Origin of the sequence: Nocardioides luteus, assembly GCF_000960475.2 — a bacterium.
Classification (GTDB): domain Bacteria; phylum Actinomycetota; class Actinomycetes; order Propionibacteriales; family Nocardioidaceae; genus Nocardioides; species Nocardioides luteus_A.
On record NZ_JZDQ02000026.1, the window covers coordinates 48054 to 69074 of the forward strand.

General features: G+C 69.4%; 22 protein-coding genes, 2 tRNA genes, 1 other RNA gene and 1 pseudogene. 11 read left to right on the forward strand and 15 right to left on the reverse strand.

The window, feature by feature from the left end:
* Positions 1–188: 188 nt before the first annotated feature.
* Positions 189–866 (forward strand): Crp/Fnr family transcriptional regulator, encoded by a 678-nt coding sequence (locus UG56_RS18185; RefSeq protein WP_045548977.1) that lies wholly within the window; start codon positions 189–191, stop codon positions 864–866.
* A gap of 85 nt (positions 867–951) precedes the next feature.
* Here the strand turns inward: UG56_RS18185 and UG56_RS18190 are convergent, their stop codons facing one another.
* The 5 genes from UG56_RS18190 to UG56_RS27990 all read right to left on the reverse strand — a co-directional run bounded on the left by UG56_RS18190 (position 952) and on the right by UG56_RS27990 (position 3929).
* Complete coding sequence (locus tag UG56_RS18190; RefSeq protein ID WP_045548978.1) at positions 952–1548, reverse strand: YdeI/OmpD-associated family protein; 597 nt, start codon at positions 1546–1548, stop codon at positions 952–954.
* 17 nt (positions 1549–1565) lie between these two features.
* Positions 1566–2372 (reverse strand): MBL fold metallo-hydrolase, encoded by an 807-nt coding sequence (locus UG56_RS18195; RefSeq protein ID WP_045548979.1) that lies wholly within the window; start codon positions 2370–2372, stop codon positions 1566–1568.
* Positions 2369–3244, reverse strand: coding sequence for an NUDIX hydrolase (locus UG56_RS18200; RefSeq protein ID WP_084101268.1), 876 nt, complete (start codon positions 3242–3244; stop codon positions 2369–2371). The genes UG56_RS18195 and UG56_RS18200 overlap by 4 nt, the downstream gene beginning before the upstream one ends.
* 74 nt (positions 3245–3318) lie before the next feature.
* Positions 3319–3777 (reverse strand): RidA family protein, encoded by a 459-nt coding sequence (locus UG56_RS18205; protein WP_045548981.1) that lies wholly within the window; start codon positions 3775–3777, stop codon positions 3319–3321.
* On the reverse strand, positions 3774–3929 hold the full coding sequence (locus tag UG56_RS27990; protein WP_141791386.1) for a DUF4177 domain-containing protein: 156 nt from the start codon (positions 3927–3929) through the stop codon (positions 3774–3776). Before UG56_RS27990 ends, UG56_RS18205 begins: the two co-directional genes overlap by 4 nt.
* A gap of 93 nt (positions 3930–4022) precedes the next feature.
* On the opposite strand from UG56_RS27990, the gene UG56_RS18210 reads away from it, so the two are divergent.
* From UG56_RS18210 to UG56_RS18220, 3 genes are read left to right on the forward strand one after another with little or no spacing between them, the layout of a single operon-like run.
* The gene (locus UG56_RS18210; protein WP_045548982.1) at positions 4023–4838 is read left to right on the forward strand and encodes a maleylpyruvate isomerase family mycothiol-dependent enzyme; all 816 of its coding nucleotides are present in this window, start codon (positions 4023–4025) and stop codon (positions 4836–4838) included.
* Between the two features lie 27 nt (positions 4839–4865).
* A complete protein-coding gene (locus UG56_RS18215) occupies positions 4866–5882 on the forward strand; it encodes an ArsA-related P-loop ATPase (RefSeq protein WP_045548983.1) in 1017 nt (338 codons plus the stop codon).
* Positions 5879–7045 carry an ArsA family ATPase gene (locus UG56_RS18220; RefSeq protein ID WP_045548984.1) on the forward strand — a complete coding sequence of 389 codons (1167 nt, stop codon included), beginning with the start codon at positions 5879–5881 and terminating at the stop codon, positions 7043–7045. Before UG56_RS18215 ends, UG56_RS18220 begins: the two co-directional genes overlap by 4 nt.
* A 95-nt stretch (positions 7046–7140) precedes the next feature.
* Here UG56_RS18220 and UG56_RS18225 read toward each other — a convergent pair whose 3' ends face one another.
* Positions 7141–7416 (reverse strand): WhiB family transcriptional regulator, encoded by a 276-nt coding sequence (locus UG56_RS18225; protein WP_045548985.1) that lies wholly within the window; start codon positions 7414–7416, stop codon positions 7141–7143.
* A gap of 226 nt (positions 7417–7642) precedes the next feature.
* On the opposite strand from UG56_RS18225, the gene UG56_RS18230 reads away from it, so the two are divergent.
* Positions 7643–10084, forward strand: coding sequence for a penicillin-binding protein (locus UG56_RS18230; RefSeq protein WP_045548986.1), 2442 nt, complete (start codon positions 7643–7645; stop codon positions 10082–10084).
* 69 nt (positions 10085–10153) lie between these two features.
* Here UG56_RS18230 and UG56_RS18235 read toward each other — a convergent pair whose 3' ends face one another.
* Positions 10154–10612 carry a GatB/YqeY domain-containing protein gene (locus UG56_RS18235; protein WP_045548987.1) on the reverse strand — a complete coding sequence of 153 codons (459 nt, stop codon included), beginning with the start codon at positions 10610–10612 and terminating at the stop codon, positions 10154–10156.
* Between the two features lie 25 nt (positions 10613–10637).
* Here UG56_RS18235 and UG56_RS18240 point away from each other — a divergent pair, with 25 nt between their 5' ends.
* The 4 genes from UG56_RS18240 (at position 10638) to UG56_RS18255 (ending at position 12992) form a co-directional block, all read left to right on the forward strand.
* Positions 10638–11558: a metallophosphoesterase gene (locus tag UG56_RS18240; protein WP_045548988.1), complete on the forward strand. Its 921-nt coding sequence runs from the start codon at positions 10638–10640 to the stop codon at positions 11556–11558.
* A gap of 72 nt (positions 11559–11630) precedes the next feature.
* Positions 11631–11704 (forward strand) — tRNA-Pro (locus tag UG56_RS18245).
* Positions 11705–11776: 72 nt separating this feature from the next.
* The gene (locus tag UG56_RS18250) at positions 11777–12235 is read left to right on the forward strand and encodes a nitroreductase/quinone reductase family protein (RefSeq protein ID WP_045548989.1); all 459 of its coding nucleotides are present in this window, start codon (positions 11777–11779) and stop codon (positions 12233–12235) included.
* Positions 12236–12272: 37 nt separating this feature from the next.
* Positions 12273–12992, forward strand: coding sequence for a hypothetical protein (locus tag UG56_RS18255; protein ID WP_045548990.1), 720 nt, complete (start codon positions 12273–12275; stop codon positions 12990–12992).
* Between the two features lie 100 nt (positions 12993–13092).
* On the opposite strand, the gene UG56_RS18260 is transcribed toward UG56_RS18255, so the two are convergent.
* The 7 genes and pseudogenes from UG56_RS18260 to UG56_RS18285 form a co-directional block, all read right to left on the reverse strand.
* Entirely contained in the window at positions 13093–14136 is a 1044-nt protein-coding gene (locus UG56_RS18260) for an aspartate-semialdehyde dehydrogenase (RefSeq protein ID WP_045548991.1), read from the reverse strand.
* Positions 14133–14627 (reverse strand): ACT domain-containing protein, encoded by a 495-nt coding sequence (locus UG56_RS29150; RefSeq protein ID WP_371264395.1) that lies wholly within the window; start codon positions 14625–14627, stop codon positions 14133–14135. The genes UG56_RS18260 and UG56_RS29150 overlap by 4 nt, the downstream gene beginning before the upstream one ends.
* Positions 14628–14645: 18 nt before the next feature.
* A pseudogene (locus tag UG56_RS18265) lies at positions 14646–15971 on the reverse strand (aspartate kinase); the annotation flags it as partial.
* 11 nt (positions 15972–15982) lie between these two features.
* Entirely contained in the window at positions 15983–16570 is a 588-nt protein-coding gene (locus tag UG56_RS18270) for a DUF5063 domain-containing protein (protein WP_045548992.1), read from the reverse strand.
* Positions 16571–16656: 86 nt separating this feature from the next.
* Positions 16657–17253: a recombination mediator RecR gene (recR, locus tag UG56_RS18275; RefSeq protein ID WP_008356228.1), complete on the reverse strand. Its 597-nt coding sequence runs from the start codon at positions 17251–17253 to the stop codon at positions 16657–16659.
* 16 nt (positions 17254–17269) lie between these two features.
* A complete protein-coding gene (locus UG56_RS18280; RefSeq protein WP_071327183.1) occupies positions 17270–17659 on the reverse strand; it encodes a YbaB/EbfC family nucleoid-associated protein in 390 nt (129 codons plus the stop codon).
* A gap of 10 nt (positions 17660–17669) precedes the next feature.
* On the reverse strand, positions 17670–19769 hold the full coding sequence (locus tag UG56_RS18285; RefSeq protein WP_071327184.1) for a DNA polymerase III subunit gamma and tau: 2100 nt from the start codon (positions 19767–19769) through the stop codon (positions 17670–17672).
* Positions 19770–19976: 207 nt separating this feature from the next.
* Between UG56_RS18285 and UG56_RS18290 the strand changes: the two genes are divergently transcribed.
* A complete protein-coding gene (locus UG56_RS18290; RefSeq protein ID WP_045548158.1) occupies positions 19977–20696 on the forward strand; it encodes a DUF4328 domain-containing protein in 720 nt (239 codons plus the stop codon).
* Positions 20697–20709: 13 nt separating this feature from the next.
* On the opposite strand, the gene ffs is transcribed toward UG56_RS18290, so the two are convergent.
* An RNA gene (gene ffs / locus UG56_RS18295) (signal recognition particle sRNA small type) lies at positions 20710–20800 on the reverse strand.
* A 100-nt stretch (positions 20801–20900) separates the two neighbouring features.
* Between ffs and UG56_RS18300 the strand changes: the two genes are divergently transcribed.
* Positions 20901–20988: transfer RNA gene (locus tag UG56_RS18300), tRNA-Ser, on the forward strand.
* Positions 20989–21021 lie beyond the last annotated feature (33 nt).

Genomic DNA, 21021 nt, shown 5'->3' on the forward strand with positions numbered 1-21021 from the left:
TACGCGGCCGCACCGACAATGCCGATCCGGCCCAGCAGACGGCTAGCACAAATACCGCCGCGCCCATGCACTTTCTGGGGTTATCGGTGGCTTATCGGTGGGGGATGTGCACCTGTGAGACGTTCCACAGATAGGATTCCCGGTGTAATACCCGCGGATGTGGGGAAAATCCAGGAGGAATGGCCGCAATGGACAACGACGTACTCCGTCAGGCACCGCTCTTCAGCGCACTCGACGACGAGTCGATGACGGCCCTGCACGCCTCGATGGCAGAGTCGAAGCTCCGCCGCGGAGAGGTGCTCTTTCACGAGGGTGACTCCGGCGACAAGCTGTACGTCGTGATCGACGGCAAGGTGAAGCTCGGCCGCACCTCGTCCGACGGCCGCGAGAACCTGCTCGCGATCATGGGTCCCGGCCAGATGTTCGGCGAGCTCTCGCTCTTCGACCCGGGCCCCCGCTCGGCCACCGTCACCGCGGTCACCGACTCCACCTTCGCCAGCCTGTCGCACGAGGACCTCCTCAAGTGGCTCGAGGGCCGCCCGGTCGTCGCCCGCGGCCTGCTCGCCCAGCTGGCCGGCCGCCTCCGCAAGGCCAACGACGTCGTCGCCGACCTGGTCTTCTCCGACGTCCCCGGCCGTGTCGCGAAGGCCCTCCTCGACCTCGCCGACCGCTTCGGCCGCACCGCCGACGACGGCGTCCACGTCCACCACGACCTCACCCAGGAGGAGCTCGCCCAGCTCGTCGGCGCCTCCCGCGAGACGGTCAACAAGGCCCTGGCCGACTTCGCCAGCCGCGGCTGGCTCCGCCTCGAGCCGCGCAGCGTGGTCATCATGGACATCGAGCGCATGGCCCGCCGCGCCCGCTGAGTTCTTTCAACAGGCATCCGGCCTCCTCTCCCCCGGCGTAGAAGCCGGTGAGAGGAGGCCGCGCTGCTTTCTCCGCGAGACGCGGTTACTGGGGCCGGCGCTTCTGCGGGTGGAGCGTCTCGTGACGCGCGAGCATGGCGACGTACTCCTCGATCCTGCGCGCCCGGGCGGCCTCGGTCTTCAGGGCGGTGAGGCGGTGGTAGAGGGCGTAGCGGTTCTGAGAGGTCAGGACGTCGTACATCGCCTGCGCCTCGGGCACCGCAGCGATCGCGGCCAGGAGGTCGGGCGGGGTCTCGGCGGTGGCCGGACCCGCGTACGCCGCCTCCCACCGTCCGTCCGCCTTGGCCGCCTCCACGGCCGCCCGTCCGGCGGCGGTCATCCGGCCCTCGGCCTCGAGCCGGTCGATGTGCTCGACGTTCTTCAGTGACCAGCGGCTCTTCGGCCCACGTGGGGTGAACCGCTGGAACGACGACTGTTCGTCGCGCCGCCGGGCCTGACCGTCGATCCAGCCGAAGCAGAGCGCCTCGTCGAGCGCGGTCTGCCAGGTCAACGTGGTCAGCGTGCCGCCCTTCTTGGTCAGCACCAGCCAGACCGCGGGCGTGTCGGCATGGTGCTCCTCCAGCCAGCCCCGCCACGCGGGCGGATCGGGAAGCAGGAGCTCGACTCCGGGCAGGGTGGCCATGGGCCGAAGCGTAGGCCTCAGCGCTCGGCGAGGTAAGCCAATTGCGCCCTCACCGAGAGCTCGGCGGCACCCCAGAGGACCTGGTCGACGTCGGCGTACACGATCTCGACGATCGCCCGCGGGTCCGCGTCGGCCGGGGCGGCCCCGAGACCGACGAGCGCCTCTTCGACCTGTCCGAGGCGCTCGCGACGGTGGGCGATGTAGTGGTCGAGCGCACCGAGAGCGTTGCCGATCACCGGACCGTGACCGGGCCACACGCTGCCGACACCGTGCTCGGAGGCGAGCGCGTGGAGACGGTCGAGCGAGTCCAGATAGGCGCCGAGCTCGCCGTCGGGGTGGGCGACCACGGTCGTTCCTCGGCCGAGAACGGTGTCACCGGTCAGCACCGCACCGTCCGAAGGAAGCCAGAAGGAGAGCGAGTCCGAGGTGTGCCCGGGCGTTCCGACGACGCGGATCTCCAGACCATCGACCTCGATGACGTCGCCGTCGCCGAGCCCCTCGGTGCCGAGCCGGTATTCAGGATCAAGAGCGCGTACGCCGGCCCCGACCCGCTCGGCGAAGGCCCGCGCGGCCTCGGAGTGGTCGTAGTGGTGGTGGGTCAGCAGCACCGTCGCCACCTCGCCGGCCGCCTCCGCGACCGCGTCGAGATGCCCCTCGTCGAGAGGCCCGGGGTCGATCACGACCGACCGGCGCGCACCCGGCTCGCGCAGCACCCAGGTGTTGGTGCCGTCGAGCGACATGATCCCGGGGTTGGGCGCGAGGATGCACTGCCCGCGCTCGCCGAAGACCCCGCCCGACCAGGACTCGGAACCGGACTCGGTCACGAGCGTCCCCTTCCCGCGACGAGGGAGGCGTGCAGCGGCATCATCGACAGGGCGTGGCCGCCGTCGACCTCCGTCACAGCCGGCGTGAACATGGTCAGCTCGCGCTCCGCGGCGGCGGCGAGCACGTCGTCCTCGGAGCCGATCGAGGCGACCTCGAGGCAGTTGAGGTAGGTCGGCGGCATCATCGCCAGCTCGCCGGCCTCGACCTGGTCGACCGCCTCGGCGGCGCCGAGCCAGTGCACCGAGGACGACTCGCTCGACACGTCGCGCGTGACCTGCCCCTCGGGCAGCCGGGCGACGAAGAACCAGGTCGCGAAGCGCTTCGGCTCGAAGACCGGCGTCGTCCACGCGGCCCACGGCCCCAGCAGATCCGTACGCAGCACCAGCCCGCGCCGGGTCAGCAGCTCGGTCAGCGACAGCGAGTGCGACTCCAGCGCGACCCGGTCCGCCTCCCACTCCGAGCCCGAGACGTCGTCGACGACGGCCTCGGCCGAGGTCCCGGCGAGCAGTACGCCGCACTCCTCGAAGGTCTCCCGCACCGCCGCGGCGACCAGCGCCCGCGCCCGGGACTCATCGACCCCGAGCCGGCGCGCCCACTCCGCCGCGGACGGTCCGGCCCAACAGGCGTCGGGCAGCTCGGCGTCGCGTACGTCCACGCCACCGCCGGGGAAGACGGCCATCCCGGCCGCGAACCCCATCGTCAGCTGACGGCGGAGCAGATACACCTCCGGGCCAGACCCGGAGCCCGGCCGCAGCAGGAGGACCGTCGCCGCGTCTCGCGGCTCGACCGGGGTGCGTACGCCCTCGGCGTACTCCCCGGCCAACGCCACGATGTCGTCACCAAGCCGGACAGGAGGGATCGGGATGCGCACGTTCGTCACTGTAGCGACGCTCACACCCGCGCCCCACCCCCATCCGAGACTCAGACCGAGACTCAGACCGAGACTCAGATCTCGACGACGATCTCCACCTCGACGGGAGCGTCGAGCGGCAGAACCGGCACACCGACGGCCGACCGCGCGTGCCGGCCGGCGTCGCCGAAGACCTTCCCGAGCAGCTCGGAGGCACCGTTGGCGACACTCGGCTGGCCGGTGAAGTCGGGCGTGGAGGCGACGAAGCACAGCACCTTCACGACCCGCTTGACCTGGGAAAGGTCACCGATCTCGGCCTTGACCGCGGCCAGGGCGTTGAGCGCGCACTGCTGCGCGGCCGCGTAACCGTCCTCGGCCGACACGTCGCCGCCGACCTTGCCGACGGAGAGCAGGGCGCCGTCCTTCATCGGGAGCTGGCCCGAGGTGAAGACGTGGTTGCCCGAGCGCACCGCCGGGATGTAGGCCGCCACCGGCGGCACCACCTCCGGCACGCTCAGCCCGAGCTCGGCGAGGACCTCCTCAGGGGCGCTCACTCCGAGACCGCCCGCTTGAAGAAGCCGACGTAGTTGCCGGTGCCGTTGTCGAGGATGGAGACGAGCTCCCACCCGTCGGCACCGAAGTTGTTGAGAATCTGCGCCGCGGCGTGGTTGAGGATCGGCGCTACCTGGTACTCCCACTTGGTCATATCCCGCACCCTACTTCGCGAGCCCGCGGACCGGTTTCTCGATGACATGGTTGGACCTTCCAACCGACGATTCGGCCCACTAGGGTCGAGGCCGTGACTTCGACAGAGCAGCTGAAGACGTACGTCGACGCCTGGTGGGCCTCCATCGCGGATCTCCTCACGCTCCTGGAGGAGCTGCCCGAGAGCGACTGGGATCTCCCGACCGACCTCCCCGGCTGGGACGTACGCGCCATCGCCTCGCACGTCGCTCACCTCGAGGGCCTCACCGCCGGCGCCCCGCGCGAGGAGGCGGAGGTCCCCGAGTCGGCCCACATCAAGTCGCCGATGGGGCAGTTCACCGAGATCGGCGTGCTCACCCGCCGCGACGCAGCCCCGGAGAGCATCATCGACGAGATCCGCCGCTACTCCGCCGTACGCCACGACGAGCTGCTCGCCTCCCCGCCCGAGGACCCCGCGGCGCCGGCGCCCGGCGTCTTCGGCGCGATCGGGTGGTCCACCGGCAAGCTGCTCCGCAACCGTCCGCTCGACGTCTGGCTGCACGAGCAGGACATCCGCCGCGCGACCGGCCGACCCGGCAACCTCGACAGCCTCGGCGCCCGCCACACCGCCGACTACCTCCTCGAAGGCGTCGGCTTCGTGCTCGCCAAGAAGGCCGGCGCCGACCCCGGCTGCACGGTCGTCGTCGAGGCCGAGGGCCACGCTCCGTACGCCTTCGCGGTCACCAAGGAGGGCAAGGGCGTCCCGCTCGCCGACCCGGTGACCGACCCCACCGTGACCCTCTCGACCGACCGCGAGACGTACGTCCTCCTCGCCGGCGGTCGCGCCTCCGCCGACCCCGCCAAGGTGACGATCAGCGGCGACACCACGCTCGGCACCAAGATCGTCGAGAACCTCAACATCACCCCCTGATGGCGCGTCCCCGTTAGAGTCGCTCCCATGAGTTCCGACTGGCCCCACGTGCAGCTGCACGTGGTGACCGGCAAGGGCGGCACGGGCAAGTCGACGGTGGCTGCTGCCCTGGCGCTCGGGCTGGCCTCCCACGGGAAGAACGTCCTGCTCTGTGAGGTCGAGGGCCGCCAGGGCGTGGCGCGGATGTTCGACGTCGACCCGCTGCCCTACGCCGAGACGCGGATCGCGACCGGGCTGCGGATGCGGTCGCGGTCCGGTGCCGACGCCGAGCCGGGCAACGTCTACGCCCTGCACATCGCCCCCGAGGAAGCCCTCCTCGAATACCTGAAGATGTACTACAAGCTCGGCCCGGCCGGCCGCGCCCTCGACCGCTTCGGCGTGATCGAGTTCGCGACCACGATCGCACCCGGGGTCAGGGACGTCCTCCTCACCGGCAAGCTCTTCGAGGCCGTCCAGCGCAACAGCCGCAACAAGGGCGCGCGCACCTACGACGCCGTCGTGCTCGACGCTCCTCCAACCGGCCGGATCACGACCTTCCTGAACGTCTCCGAGTCGGTCGCGGGCCTGGCCAAGGTCGGCCCGATCAAGAACCAGGCCGACACGATGATGACCCTGTTCCGCTCCCGGCGCACCGCGGTCCACCTGGTCACGCTGCTCGAGGAGATGCCGGTCCAGGAGACCGCCGACGGCATCAGCGAGCTGCGCGCCGCCGGGCTCCCGGTCGGCGGCGTGATCGTCAACCAGGTCCGCCCCCGCGACCTCCCCGACGAGTCCCTCGCCGCCGCCCTCGACGGCTCGCTCGACGGCGAGACGATCGCCGAGGACCTCAAGCGCGCCGGCGTCGAACCCGACCCCGCCCTGATCGCCACCCTGACCGCGGAGGCGAAGGAGTACGCCGAGCGCCGCTCCCTCGAGGACACCCAGCGCGACCTCGTCGCCGGTCTCGGGGTCCCGACCTACGAGCTCAACCGGATCGCGGGCGGCATCGACATCGGCGCGCTCTACGAGCTCGCCGCGGAGCTGAAGGACCAGGGGCTCGCATGACATCACGTCCACGCGTCGGCCCGCTGGCCGCCCACGCCGACCACACCCGGACCCTCGAGGTCGACCGGCTGCTCGACGACCGCGACACCCACATCATCGTCTGCTGCGGCAGCGGTGGCGTGGGCAAGACGACCACGGCGGCGGCGCTCGCGCTGCGCGCGGCCGAGCGGGGGCGCAAGGTCGTGGTGCTGACGATCGACCCGGCCCGGCGGCTCGCCCAGTCGATGGGCATCGCCCAGCTCGACAACACCCCTCGCCCCGTTCCCGGGGTCGGGCCGGGCCGGCTCGACGCGATGATGCTCGACATGAAGCGCACCTTCGACGAGGTGGTCGAGTCGCAGGCCAGCCCGGAGAAGGCGCAGCAGATCCTCAACAACCAGTTCTACATCGCGCTGAGCTCCAGCTTCGCCGGCACGCAGGAATACATGGCGATGGAGAAGCTCGGCCAGCTCTACCGTGACTCCTTCGCCCACAACGGCGGCAACGGCGACTACGACCTGATCGTCGTCGACACACCTCCGAGCCGCAGCGCCCTCGACTTCCTGGACGCGCCCGAGCGGCTCTCCAGCTTCCTCGACGGCCGCTTCATCCGGCTGATGCTGGCGCCCGCGAAGGGACCGGTCCGGCTGATGTCGGCCGGGTTCAGCATCGTGACCAACGCGCTCAAGAAGGTGCTCGGTGGGCAGATGCTCACCGACCTGCAGACCTTCATCACCGCGCTCGACACCGTCTTCGGTGGCTTCCGCCAGCGGGCCCAGGAGACCTACGCGCTGCTCCAGGCCGACGAGACCGCCTTCCTCGTCATCGCGGCCCCCGAGCCCGACGCGCTCCGAGAGGCCGCCTACTTCGTCGAGCGCCTCTCCGGTGACCGGATGCCGCTCCAAGGCCTGGTCGTCAACCGCGCCACCCTTCCCGACGACGTCTCGCTGACCGCCGCCGCGGCCGGCGCCGCCTCCGAGCGTCTCCCCGACGCGCCGCTCACCGCCGGCCTGCTGCGGCTCCACGCCGACCGTGCCCTGCTGGTCGAGCGCCAGGACCAGCTGCGCGAGCGCTTCGCCGTCGCCCATCCCCAGGTCCCGACCGCCGTGGTGCCGGCGCTGCCCGGTGACGTACACGATCTCGACGGGCTCCGCGAGATCGGCCGGCTGCTGGCCCAGGGCTGATCGCCCGGAAAACGGGTCGAGCCAGGACGTACGTCACGTACGTCCTGGCTCGCACCAAGATCTGTCAGCGATCCACCCGAGTAGGGGACGAGTGGTCACTCCACGGAAGCACGGGTGCGCGCGGCCTCGAGCACCGCACGCCATGACGCGTTCGGGCTGCGACGGAGCAGCGCACGACGCTCACGCTCGGTCATCCCGCCCCAGACGCCCCACTCGATCTGGTTGTCGAGCGCCTCGGCCAGGCACTCGGTGCGGACGACGCAGCCGGAGCAGACCATCTTGGCCTTGTTCTGCTCGGCTCCACGCACGAAGAGCTCGTCGGGCTCGTTCTCACGACAAGCGGCCTGCAGCGACCATTCATCAACCCACATTGTGTGCCATCCCTTCGTCGGAGCGCTTCGCCCTCCCCAATTGACGGCGTGGGCGCCCGTGCGGACTAAAGGTTAAGGACCGGAACCTGTCGAGTGACACACCCTTCTGACCCAAAGTACGTAGTCCGAAATGACTAGGAGGGGTCCTAGGACGTCTTTCCGGCCCCCTGCCCGGCGCCGGTTGCGAATCATGTGCTGTTCGTCGGGATCACCTACGATGACCAGCATGTCCTCGCCGTCGCTGCGCCCGCAGACCGTGCTCAAGCATCTCGCCGTCATGTGCGGAGTGGCAGCCGTCCTCGGGGTCGTCGCCGCAGGTCTGGCCATCCCGTTCGCCGGTGTGGCCGGGATCGCGGCCAAGGAGACCGCCGAGCAGATGGACTCGCTGCCGCAGGAGTTCGAGGTCGACGACATGTCGCAGACGACCAAGATCGTCGACCGCAAGGGCAACCTGATCACGACGCTCTACGACCAGAACCGCGTCTACCGCGCGCTCGACCAGATCTCGCCCAACATGTCGAAGGCACTGCTGGCGATCGAGGACTACCGCTTCTACCAGCACGGCGCGATGGACCTCAAGGGCACGCTGCGCGCGCTGATCACCAACCAGGCCAGCGACTCGGTGCAGGGTGGTTCCTCGATCACCCAGCAGCTGGTGAAGACGACGCTGGTCTACTCCGCGAAGACCGAGGCCGAGCGCAAGGCGGCGATCGAGAAGTCGACGGCCCGCAAGATCCGCGAGCTCCGCTACGCGATCGCGCTGGAGGAGAAGCACTCCAAGGACTGGATCCTGGAGCGCTACCTCAACGCCGCCTACTTCGGTGACGGCGCCTACGGCGTCCAGGCCGCCGCCAAGCACTACTTCAACGTCAACGCCTCCGAGCTCAACTGGCAGCAGTCGGCGATGCTCGCCGGGATGGTGAAGAACCCCACCGGCTACGACCCGACCAACTACCCCGACGCCACCATCGCCCGCCGCAACGTCGTCATCGACCGGATGGCCGCGCTCAAGGTCGTCTCCCGCCCCGAGGCGGAGAAGCTGAAGGACACCAGCCTCGGCCTGAACGTCCAGAAGCAGCGCAACGGCTGCCTCGGCTCGTCCGCGGAGTTCTTCTGCGACTACGTGCTCAAGTGGCTGCTCAAGGACCCGGCCTTCGGCGAGACCGAGACCGACCGGCTCGCGCTGATCAAGTCCGGCGGTCTGACCATCAAGACCACGCTCGACCAGCGTTTCCAGGACGCGGCCCAGCAGTCCGTCGAGGACCACGTCTACGCCACCGACCAGGCGATCGGCGCGCTGGCCATGGTCGAGCCCGGCACCGGCAGGGTCCGGGCGCTGGCCCAGTCCCGTCCGATGGGTGACAACAAGAAGAAGGGCCAGTCCTACCTCAACTACCTGGTCCCGAAGGAGAAGTCGGGCGACTCCAACGGCTTCCAGGCCGGCTCGACCTTCAAGGCGTTCACCCTGGCCGCCGCCATCGAGCAGGGCTTCCCGCTCAAGCAGAAGGTCAACTCCCCCGAGGAGCTGACGCTCAACGAGTCGACCTTCGCCGGCTGCCCCGGCGACGGCAACCGGGTCGGCAGCCACACGTTCCACAACTCGACCACCTCGGGCATGAAGGACGCCTACACCGGCACCCGGGAGTCGGTGAACACCTTCTACGCCCAGCTCTTCCAGCTCACCGGCATGTGCACGCCCTACAAGCTGGCGCAGAAGATGGGCGTGAAGCTCACGGCCCCGTTCGGCGTCAGCTTCAAGGACGGCCACGTCTGCAAGCCCAGCGAGACCGGCTGCGGCGGCGCCGAGCGGGTACCCACCTTCACCCTCGGCGTCGTCGACGTCAGCCCGCTCGAGATGGCCGAGGCGTACGCCACGTTCGGTGCTCGCGGGACCCACTGCGACTCGGTGCCGGTCAACGAGATCCTCGACGCCAACGACAAGCTGATCAAGAAGTACGAGCCGACCTGCAAGCAGGTGATGGCCAAGGGCACCGCCGACGCCGTCAACGACATCCTCCGTGGCGTGATGGAGCCCGGCGGCTTCGGGCAGAACCTGGCCCTCTCGGTCCCGAGCGCCGGCAAGACCGGTACGACGCAGGACAACAAGTCCGTGTGGCTGATGGGCTACACGCCCCGGCTCGCGACCGCGTCGATGATCGCCGGCGCCAACTCAGCGGGCACGCCCCTCAGCCTCAACGGCCAGGTCGTCGGTGGGAACTACGTCTACAAGGCGGCGGGCTCGACGACCGCCGGTCCGATGTGGGGCGGCGCGATGCAGGTGATCGACAAGTACCTCAAGTGGGTGGACTTCCACGAGCCCGACCCGAGCGTGATCGCCGGCCACACCGTCGACGTCCCCTGGGTCGGTGGCATGACCGTCGAGAAGGCGACCAAGGTGCTGCGGAAGGCCGGTTTCCAAGTCCAGGTCGGCCCGGAGGCCTACTCGGAGTACGACAAGGGTCTGGTCGCCTTCACCACCCCGTCCGGCGATGCCGCCGAAGGATCGCCGATCACGATCTACACCTCGCTCGGCCCGGAGCCGAAGCCAGAGCCGAAGAAGAAGAAAAAGCAGCCCGAGGAACCGAAGCCGCCCGCCGACGACGGAAAGCAGAAGCCGAGGGCCGCTCCGGAGGAGCCCGACTTTGGTTGGGAGTGGCCGACCGGCTGACGGCCGGCGCTCCCGACGACTGTGGCCCCCACCGATCCGGTGGGGGCCACAGTCGTTCCCGGGTGCCGTTCAGGCGAGCTGCTTACGCACCTCCGCGGCCACGGCACCGCCGTCGGCCTTGCCCTTGGTCTGCGGGGTCAGGATGCCCATCACCTTGCCCATGCCCTTCATCCCGAGCTCGGCGGCACCGGTCTGGGCGATGGCCTTGCTGACCAGGTCGGAGATCTCCTCGACGCTCAGCTGAGCCGGCAGGTATTCGGTGATCACCGCGGCCTCGGCGGTCTCCTTCTCGGCCGACTCCGTGCGGCCACCCTCGGCGAAGGCAGTGGCCGCCTCGCGGCGCTTCTTGGCCTCACGGGTGAGGATCGTGATGATCTCGTCGTCGGTGAGCTCCTTGGCCTCCTTGCCGGCGACCTCGGCCTCGGTGATCGAGGCCATGACCATGCGCAGCGTCCCCGCGCGGTCCTTGTCCCGGGCCTTCATCGCGGCGGTCAGGTCGGTCCTCAGCCGGTCCTTCAGAGTGCTCATGGGACCATTGTGGCAGGGTTGAGCCATGCGGCTCGCCTCAGCAATCGGCGCAACTCTCGGGACCGGGCTCGCCACCGGCGCGGCCATGACGGCGTACGCCCTGTGGGAGGCCCGTCAATACACTTTGCGCCACGTCGGACTTCCGGTGCTCCCCGAGGGCGCGGAGCCGCTCCGCGTGCTGCATCTCTCTGACATGCACGTGGTCCCCTCGCAGCACAAGAAGCTCGACTGGATCGCCTCGCTTGCCGCACTGAAGCCGGACCTGGTCGTCGACACCGGCGACAACCTCGCCCATCAGCGGGCGGTCCCGGCGATCGTCAATGCCCTCGGCACGCTGCTCGACGTGCCCGGGGTCTTCGTCCACGGCTCCAACGACTACTACGAGCCGCGCCTGCGCAACCCGTTCGGCTACCTGCTGCCCGACAACGGCAAGCGGCAGACGAACGTCCCGGAGCTCCCCTGGCGCGACCTGTCGGCCTCCTTCACCAAATCGGGCTGGCTCGATCTCACCAACACGCGGTCGTCGTTGACCGTCAAGGGCATCGAGTTCGCCTTCGCCGGCGTCGACGACCCCCACCTGAACCTCGACGACCTGCCTGCGGTCGCCGGCCCCGCCGACGAAGCCGCGGACGTACGTCTCGGGGTGGCGCACGCTCCCTATCTCAGGGTGCTGGACCAGTTCACGGCCGACGGCTACGACGCGATCCTGGCCGGCCACACCCACGGGGGTCAGGTCTGTCTGCCCGGCGGGCGCGCCCTGGCCACCAACTGCGATCTCGACCCCGAGCGGGCGCGCGGGCTGCACACCCACACGTACGCCGGGAGGCAGGCCTGGCTGCACGTCTCGGCCGGTCTCGGCACCTCGCCCTACACCCGGATCCGCATCGCCTGCCGTCCGGAGGCCACCCTGCTGACCCTCACTCCGCGGGGTGCGTCTCGTCGGTAGGGCTCGATTACGAGTCAGGGCAGTCTCTGGGCTATGCTCATTCCTCGTTGGACCGTTGATCGGTGCAGCATTCGGGTTGTAGCGCAGCTTGGTAGCGCACCTCGTTCGGGACGAGGGGGCCGCAGGTTCAAATCCTGTCAACCCGACATCAGTTCAGGCTCGGAGATCGCAAGGTCTCCGGGCCTGAATCCGTTTTCCGGCGCAGTAGGGTCGACGCCATGAGCTTCGATACTCGCAACGGCACCCGTGGCGCCCGGCAGCCCACCGCCAACCCGCTCCTGAAGCTGGGCAACAGGCTGATGATGCGCCGGGCCCGCAAGAGCGACTCCACGACGGCCGGGATGCGCCTGCTCGTGCTCACGACCATCGGCAAGAAGACCGGCGAGCCCCGTTCGTCGCCACTGGCCTGGTTCCCGGGGGACGACGGCACCTGGCTGGTGGTCGCCTCCGCCGGCGGCGCGGCGAAGAACCCTGCCTGGTACTACAACCTCGCAGCCCACCCCGACCGCGTCACGATCGAGCTGGGCGGCGAGACCATCCCGGTGGTCGCCGAGCAGCTCCACGGAGAGGCGCGGGCGCGGGCCTGGGCCACGATCGTCTCCTCCGCTGCCAACTTCGGGAGCTACGAGAAGAAGACCGACCGCGAGATCCCGGTCATCCAACTGACCCGCGCCTGAGTTCAAATGTGACGCGCGGCATGCGAAACTGCCCCTCATGAGCAACGACCCCACCGACAAGCTCGCCGCGCCGTCGTTCGGCTTCAAGAAGAAGCGTGGGGGCACGAAGCCGGCGAACACCAAGCCCGAGAAGGCCTCCACCGAGAAGACCTCCGCGGAGAAGACCCAGGTGCTGGAGAAGACGGCGCCGCCCGTCATCGCTCCCGAGCCGCCCGCGGAGCCGGCGGAGAAGCCGGCGAAGAAAGCGGCCCCGAAGGCAGCCGAGAAGCCTGCAGCGAAGCAGAAGGCGGAGAAGCCGCCCAAGCCCGCCAAGGCACCCAAGCCTGCCCGAGAGCCGAAGGCACCCAAGCAGCCCAAGGACCCGAGCCAGCGGCGGATCAACCTCGGCACCCCGTCGGGCCTGTCCGCCGCGGTCATGATCGGCGCCATCGTGGGAGCCTTCATGTCCCTCGCCGTCTGGTTCAGCGGCACCGTGAGCCAGTGGACGCGCGGCACCTCGTCGCTCGGCGACATGGGCGCGATCGTCCTCATCGCCGTGTTCGTCCTCGCGGTCCTGGTCGGCGGCTACCTCCTCCGCCTGGCCGGCGCCCGCTCGCCGTTCACGATCAGCTTCCTCGGTTCAGCCCTGGTCGCCGTACTCTCGATGCTCTTCCTCACCGACGTCTTCGCCCACGCCTGGGGCGTGATCATCGCCGTGTTCCTCACCGCGGCCGCGTACGCGCTCGCCTACTGGGTGACGACCAACTACATCGACTGATCAACCCCGGCCGAGGCGTCACGTACGTCGGCCGAGACGTCAACGCCGTCGGCCGAGGCGGCACCGTGGTGCCACCTCGGCCGACGCGCGTGACGTCTCGTCAGAGGGCGGCGGCTACCAGCTCGGCGAGCTGGACCGTGTTGAGCGCAGCACCCTTGCGGAGGTTGTCGTTCGAGATGAACAGCGCGAGGCCGCGGTTGTCCGGGACGCCCTCGTCCTGACGGATCCGGCCGACGTAGGACGGGTCCTTGCCGGCGGCGTAGAGAGGCGTGGGTACGTCGCGGAGCTCGACGCCCGGGGCGTTCGCCAGGATCTCGGTGGCGCGCTCGGGGGTCAGCGGCGAGGAGAACTCGGCGTTGACCGCGAGCGAGTGGCCGGTGACGACCGGGACACGGACGCAGATGCCGGAGACCCGCAGGTCGGGCAGGTCGAGGATCTTGCGGGACTCGTTGCGGAGCTTCTGCTCCTCGTCGGTCTCGTTGAGACCGTCCTCGACCAGCGACCCGGCGTAGGGAAGGACGTTGTAGGCGATGGTCTCGACGTACTTGTCCGGCTCGGGGAAGGCGATCGCGGACCCGTCGTAGGCGAGCTCACGGGCCTTGTCGCCGGCAGCCGCGACGCCGTTGACGAGCTCCTCGACACCAGCGACACCAGAGCCCGAGACGGCCTGGTAGGTCGACACGACGAGGCGCTCGAGACCGGCTTCGTCGTGGAGCGCCTTGAGGACCGGCATCGCGGCCATCGTGGTGCAGTTGGGGTTGGCGATGATGCCCTGGCGGGCCTCGATGACCCCGGCCATCGCCGACGGGTTGACCTCGGAGACGACCAGCGGGATCGCCGGGTCCTTGCGCCAGGCCGAGGAGTTGTCGATGACGATCACGCCGGCCTCGGCGAACTTCGGCGCCAGCGCCTTCGAAGTGGCGCCGCCGGCCGAGAAGATCGCGATGTCGAGGCCCGACGGGTCGGCGGTGGCGGCGTCCTCGACGACGATCGAACGCTCACCGAACTCGATGGTCTTGCCCGCCGAGCGCGCGGAGGCGAAGAAACGTACCTCGCCCAGCGGGAAGCCGCGCTCGAGCAGGATCTGGCGTACGGCGACGCCCACCTGCCCGGTGGCTCCCACGATTCCCAAGTTGATGCTCATCGGCCGGTCCCTCCGTAGACGATGGCCTCTTCGTCGCTGTCGAGGCCGAATGCTCTGTGTGTGGCGCGCACTGCGCGGTCGAGGTCGTCGGCGCTGACGAGCACCGAGACCCGGATCTCCGAGGTCGAGACCATCCTGATCAGAACGCCCGCGGCGGCGAGCGCGGCGAAGAACTTCGCGGTGATCCCCGGATGCGTACGCATCCCGGCACCGACGATGGAGAGCTTGCCGACCTGCTCGTCGGTGACCGGGTCGGAGAAGTCGACCTCGGCCTGGATGTCGGCCAGGGCGGCGCGCGCCTTCTTGACGTCCGCGCGGGGCAGCGTGAACGAGATGTCCGTGCGCCCCGTCTCCTTCGCCGACACGTTCTGCACGATCATGTCGATGTTGATGCCGCTGTCGGCGATGGTGTCGAAGATGCGCGCGGCCTTGCCGGGCTCGTCGCTGACACCGGCGATGGTGATCTTGGCCTCGCCACGATCGTGGGCCACGCCGACGATCTCCGGGGTGTCCCCGTTGGTGTCCAAGCCGTAGGAGACCTTCTCGACGGCGACATCGCTGAAGCGCGCGGCCGCCGCTTCCCACGCCCGCTGGACCTCGTCGTCGTCGACGACGACCGAGACCCGGACCTCGGAGGTGGAGATCATCTGGATGTTGACCCCGGCCTGCGCGATGGCGGAGAAGAAGTCGGCGATCTTCTTCGGCTGCGTACGCAGCCCGGCACCGATCAACGAGACCTTGCCGACCATCTCCTTGGCGTCGACGTCCTCGAAACCGAGCTCGGCGCGCGCCAGGTCGAGCGCCTTCTTGGCGCGCTCGACGTCGTTGCGGGGCAGGGTGAAGGTGATGTCGGTGCGTCCGGCGCGGGCTGCCGAGGAGTCCTGCACCACCATGTCGACGTTGATGCCGACACCGGCGATGATCTCGAAGACCTTGGCGGCCGCCCCGACCTGGTCGGGAGCGTTGACCACGGTGATCTTCGCCTGGCTGCTGTCGTAGGCGATGGCGGCCACGATCGGTGCCTCCATGCCGGCCTCCTCGCCGGGCTGGAGGTCGCCGTGCGGCGAGACCGTGTCGATGCTGCCCTTGACCACGGTGCCGTTGAGGGTGGAGAACGAGGAGCGTACGTGGATCGGGAGGCTGTGACGGCGGGCGAACTCCACCGAGCGCAGGTGGAGCACCTTGGCCCCGGAGGCCGCCAGCTCGAGCATCTCCTCGAAGGCGACCACGCTGAGCTTGCGCGCGGTCGGGACGATCCGCGGGTCGGCGGTGAAGACACCGTCGACATCGGTGTAGATCTCGCAGACGTCGGCGTCGAGCGCCACCGCCAGCGCGACCGCGGTGGTGTCGGTGCCACCACGGCCCAGCGTGGTGATGTCCTTGGTCTCCTTGGAGACGCCCTGGAAGCCGGCCACGATCGCGATCGCACCCTCGGCCAGCGCCGCCTGGATCCGCTCCGGGGTGATGCTGAGGATCTTGGCGCGCCCGTGCTGCGCATCGGTGATCAACCCGGCCTGCGACCCGGTGAACGACCGAGCCTCGTACGCCAGGCCGCGCTCGTTCGCGACGTCGTTGATCGCCATCGCGAGCAGCGCCATCGACTGACGCTCGCCGGAGGTGAGCAGCATGTCGAACTCACGCGCGTGCGCGGTCGCGTCGGGTGAGACCTTGTTGGCCAGGTCGATCAGCTCATCGGTGGTGTCGCCCATGGCGGACACGGCCACGACAACGTCGTGGCCCTGCTCTTTGGTCGCGACCACTCGCTGAGCCACACGCTTGATGCCCGCGGCATCCGCAACCGAGCTGCCACCGTACTTCTGAACGACGATTCCCACGGCGGGAAAGTCTACGTTGCCGATACGGGCGTCTTCTCCAGCATCTCATCAGCGGCCGCCAGGTCCTCGTCCTCACCGGTGAACGGCTCGGAGTCGAGGCGGTCGTGAGCGACCACGGTGAGCAGCGCGTTGAGCACCGCACCGGCCAGGTTGCCCCAGTTGTTGACGTAGCTGAACTGCCACCACCACAGCGCCTCGTCGACGTCGCCGAGGCGGTAGTGACGCAGGCCGTACTCCAGGTCCGTCACCAGGCTGGCGACGTCGTCGGAGATCTGGCTGTCGACCACGTCCGGGCTGTAAGGATCGAAGACGAAGCTGTAGGTGTCGATGTCGCCGAACATCTCGGCCAGCCCCATCCGGAGCTCGTCGACGTCGGCCTCCATGCCCACGTCGGGCTGGAACTCCTCACGAGGCTCGAAGTCCTGCTGGGCGCCCAGTCGCGCACCCGCCAGCAGGATCTGGCTCACTTCCAGCAGCAGCATCGGGACAGCGCTGCCGCCGTCGCCGTCGGCAGCGATCGCGCGCACCGAGAGCAGGAAGCTCTCCACCGAGTCGGCGACGCTGGTGGCGAAGTCCTTGCCGGTCAAGTCGTTCGTCATGACGGCCCCCTTCCCGAGGTCCCTTGAATCGTCAGGCTACCGCCGAAGCTCCTACCTGACGAGGGTGAAAGGTCTGGTCTCAGGGACTATTCAGCCGCGCGTCGCCCGGCGAACGCACGACCGAGGGTGACCTCGTCGGCGTACTCCAGGTCGCCGCCGACCGGAAGACCGCTGGCCAGACGGGTGACCTTCAGCCCGAGCGGGCTGAGCTGACGGGTCAGGTAGGTCGCCGTCGCCTCGCCCTCGAGGTTGGGGTCCGTGGCGAGGATCACCTCGGTGATCCCCGGGTCGTTGAGCCGCTGGACGAGCTCGCGGATGCGCAGCTGGTCGGGACCGATCCCGTCGATCGGGCTGATCGCGCCGCCGAGCACGTGGTAGCGCCCGCGGAACTCACGGGTGCGCTCGATCGCGACGACATCCTTGTATTCCTCGACCACGCACAGCACCGACTGCTCGCGACGCGGGTCGCGACAGATCCGGCAGGTCTCCTCCTCGGAGACGTTGAAGCAGACCGAGCAGAACTTCACCTTCGCCTTGACCTCGTTGAGGATCGAGGCGAGCCGATGTACGTCGGCGGGGTCAGCCTGGAGCAGATGGAACGCGATCCGCTGGGCACTCTTCGGGCCTACGCCCGGCAGTCGTCCCAGCTCGTCGATGAGGTCTTGGACCACACCCTCGTACAACGCTGTTGCCTGTCTTCTAGAAGCCGAGCTTGAACGGCGGCTCGCCGCCGCCGGGGGCACCGGGCCCGCCGAGACCGCCCGCGAGCGGGCCCATCGCCTCACCGGCGAGCGCGTCGGCCTTGCCCTTGGCGTCGCGGTAGGCGGCGACGATCACGGCGCCGAGGTCCTCGAGGTCGTCGGGGCTGCTGCCGTCGAACTCGCCCTGCTTGATCTCCACACCGACCAGCTCTCCGGTGCCGGTGAGCTTGACGGTCACCGCACCGCCGGCGACGGTGCCGTCCACGATCGTCTCGGCGAGCTTCTCCTGGGCGTCGACGATCTGGCTCTGCAGCGCCTGGGCCTGCTGCATGATCGCGTTGAGGTCGAAGCCGCCCTCGCCGCCGAGGCCTTCGAGTGGGTTCGTCATCTGTGCCGTCCTAGTTGTGAGGAATCTCTTCGATCATCGTTGCACCCAACTCCTGAGCGAGCAGCGCCTCGGCGCCCATCGCGGCCGGACCGTCGTAGGCCTGGTCGTCGGGGTTCACCGCGGCGTCGGCCTCCGCCAGACGGGCCGCGGTGTCGTCGACCGGAGGCTCGTAGTCGGCAGCGCGCGTCGGCCGGATCGCCTCCCGGGCCAGCGCGATCGCTCCCGGGTCGGCCTGCTGGGTCGCGGGCGGCTCCGGTGGGCCCGGCTGGTCGGGGGGCGGCGGCTCAGCGGCCCAGTCGGGCGGTGGCGCCTGCTCGTTCCAGGAGGCCTCCGGCGGCTGCTGCGGGTGGGTGGGCTCGCGGGGTTCGGTCGGCTGCGGCGGAGGCGGTGCCTGTCGCTGCGGGGCAGGCTGGCCGCCACCGGCGACGATCGCCTCGATCTTGGGCTGGATGCCGATCACGTTGACCAGCGCCTGCCCGAGGACCGGCTCGTGCCCGCCGGTCGCGAACCGGTCGCGGAGACCGGGCGAGGCGAACCCGAGGGTGAGGATGCCGTCGCGGAAGTCGACCACCTGGGCGTTCTGGCCCACCAGCGACCAGGTCGCCCGACGCAGGCCCTTGGTCTGGGCGATCACGTCGTCCCACAGTCGGCGGATGTCCACGTTGCCCATGCCCCCCGGCTGCGGCGCCTGGGGTCGCGGCTGGGCCTGCGGCTCCGGGGCAGGCGGGGCCGGTGCCTGCTGCGGAGGCAGCTCCGCGGCCGGGGCGGGGGCGGGCTCAGCGGAAGGCTCGGGAGCTGGGGCGTACGCCTGGGGCTCGGGCTGTGCTTGCGGCTGTGCCGGAGCGACCGTCTCATGGCCCGGCGCACCGACGGACGGCTTGAGCACCGGCCGGTCCTGCGCGGGAGCGGCTGCCACCGGCGGCGCGGTCACCGTCGGCGTACCGCTGATCTCGATCCGCCTTTCCAGACGGTCGAGCCGGGCGGCGAGGCCGTCGGCACCGTCGGCCGCGGGCAGCAGCACCCGGGCACAGATCAGCTCGAGCAGCAGTCGGGGCGCGGTGGCGCCGCGCATCTCGGTCAGACCCGTCGCGACGGCGTCCGCGGCGCGGGAGAGGTCGTGCGGCCCGAAGCGTCCGGCCTGGGCGACCAGTCGCTCGCCACCGTCCTCGGAGACGTCGATGAGACCGGTCGCAGGCGCGTCCGGGACCGCCTTGACGATGACCAGGTCGCGCAGCCGCCGCAGCAGGTCCTCGGTGAACCGCCGCGGGTCCTGGCCGGTCTCGATGATCTTGTCGATCACGCCGAAGACGGCCGCGCCGTCATGGGCGGCGAAGGCGTCGACGACCTCGTCCAGCAGCGCGTCCGGGGTGTAGCCGAGCAGCCCCGCGGCCAGCTCGTAGGTCACCCCTTCGGGACCCGCGCCGCCGAGCAGCTGGTCCATCACCGAGAGGCTGTCGCGCATCGACCCGGCGCCCGCGCGGGCGACCAGCGGCAGCGCGGCCGGCTCGACGTTGATCCCCTCCTTCTCGCACAGCGTCGAGATGTAGTCGGAGACCAGCTTGGGCGGGAAGAGACGGAACGGATAGTGGTGGGTGCGCGACCGGATCGTCGGGATGACCTTCTCCGGCTCCGTCGTCGCGAAGATGAACCGCAGATGCTCCGGCGGCTCCTCGACGAGCTTGAGCAGCGCGTTGAAGCCCTGCGTCGAGACCATGTGGGCCTCGTCGATGATGTAGACCTTGTAGCGGCTCTTCACCGGCGCGAAGAACGCCTTCTCCCGCAGGTCACGGGCATCGTCCACACCACCGTGGGACGCCGCGTCGATCTCGATCACGTCGATGCTGCCGGGCCCGCCGCGCGCCAGGTCGCGGCACGACTCGCACTCCCCGCACGGATCGGCGATCGGCGCCTTCTCGCAGTTGAGCGCACGCGCCAGGATCCGCGCCGAGGTCGTCTTGCCACAGCCACGTGGGCCGGAGAAGAGGTACGCATGGTTGACCCGGTTGCCCGCCAGCGCATTGCGCAGCGGGCCGGTGACGTGATCCTGGCCGATGACCTCGGCAAACGTCTCCGGCCGGTAGCGGCGGTAGAGAGCTAGCGGTGCGTCCACCCCATGAACCCTAACGATCGCCACCGACAGTCGGTAGCCGCCGGGCGGCCGAGCGGCGGACGAACCCCACAAACCGCCCATTTCGTACCTGTGTCTGGGCGCGTCTGGCCCGAACCCATCGTGACGCGTTCGTGACCGCATCCGAAGCAAGCGGCCGAGTCCGGAACTAGCGTTCCTCGACCAGCCGTCATCAGAAAGGACGCTTCGATGAGCAATCCGTACGGCGCTCCACCGCCGTTCCCCGACCAGCCGTTGCCCGACGTCTACCAGCAGCAGGCGCCGGGCACGCCGCAGCAGCCCGCCCCACAGCTCCCCGCCACTCCGCGGACACTGGCAACGGCGGCGATCTGGCTGGCAGTGGCACTCACCGTTGCGGAGGTGGCCACCGCTGTCGTGTCCTATCCATCGGGGCAGGCGTCCAACGATGTCGCGACCTCGTCCGTGATCGACGACTCGACGATGCTCTGGCTGATCGGGGGGATGATCCTCTCGCTCGGGACGACCATCGTGATGATCCCGGTCTACGTCATCGGGTGCCTGTGGCTGCAGCGCAGCTACGAGCTCGCGCTCGCCCTCCGCCCGACGTACCGGATGGGGCGCAGCGTGGTCTGGGTATGGCTTGGCTGGTGGGTCCCGATCGTCAGCCTCTGGTTCCCGCTCCAGGTCGTCGACGACGTACGCACGGCGACCGCCCGGGACGAGCCCCGCCCCAGCCTCGCGATGTGGTGGCTCGCTTGGCTGGTCGCGCTGGTGGCCGGCCAGATCTCGGCCCGTGTGTTCGCGAGCGAGGAAGTCCTGTCGCACGATGCGCTCGTCATCGTCGCGATGCTGGACGCGCTCGTCGCCGTCGCCATGGTGTTCGGCTGCATCAAGTGGATCTCGATCATCCGCGGGATCACCCGCGACCAGGACGCCGCTCGCGGGTGACGACGGGAAAAGAAAAGGCCCCCCACGTACCCAACAGAGCTCGCTTATCCTTGCTGCCTTCCGGCCCTGGGGAGGTTCGACAAGATGTCGCCACATGGGGGGTTGCCGAAGAGTCTAGACGAGTCCTCGCGCCGATCCCAAAGGCGGCCCGCTGACCCTCCGCCGATTTCCCCGATGCTCACGGAGCCGCGTAGGATCCCTCACGGATCTGTCGCCTAGTGGCCTATGGCGCACGGCTGGAATCCGTGTTGGGTTAACGCCCTCGGGGGTTCGAATCCCCCCAGATCCGCCAGCAGGAAACGATGGTTGACCTGCAAGAACGCCG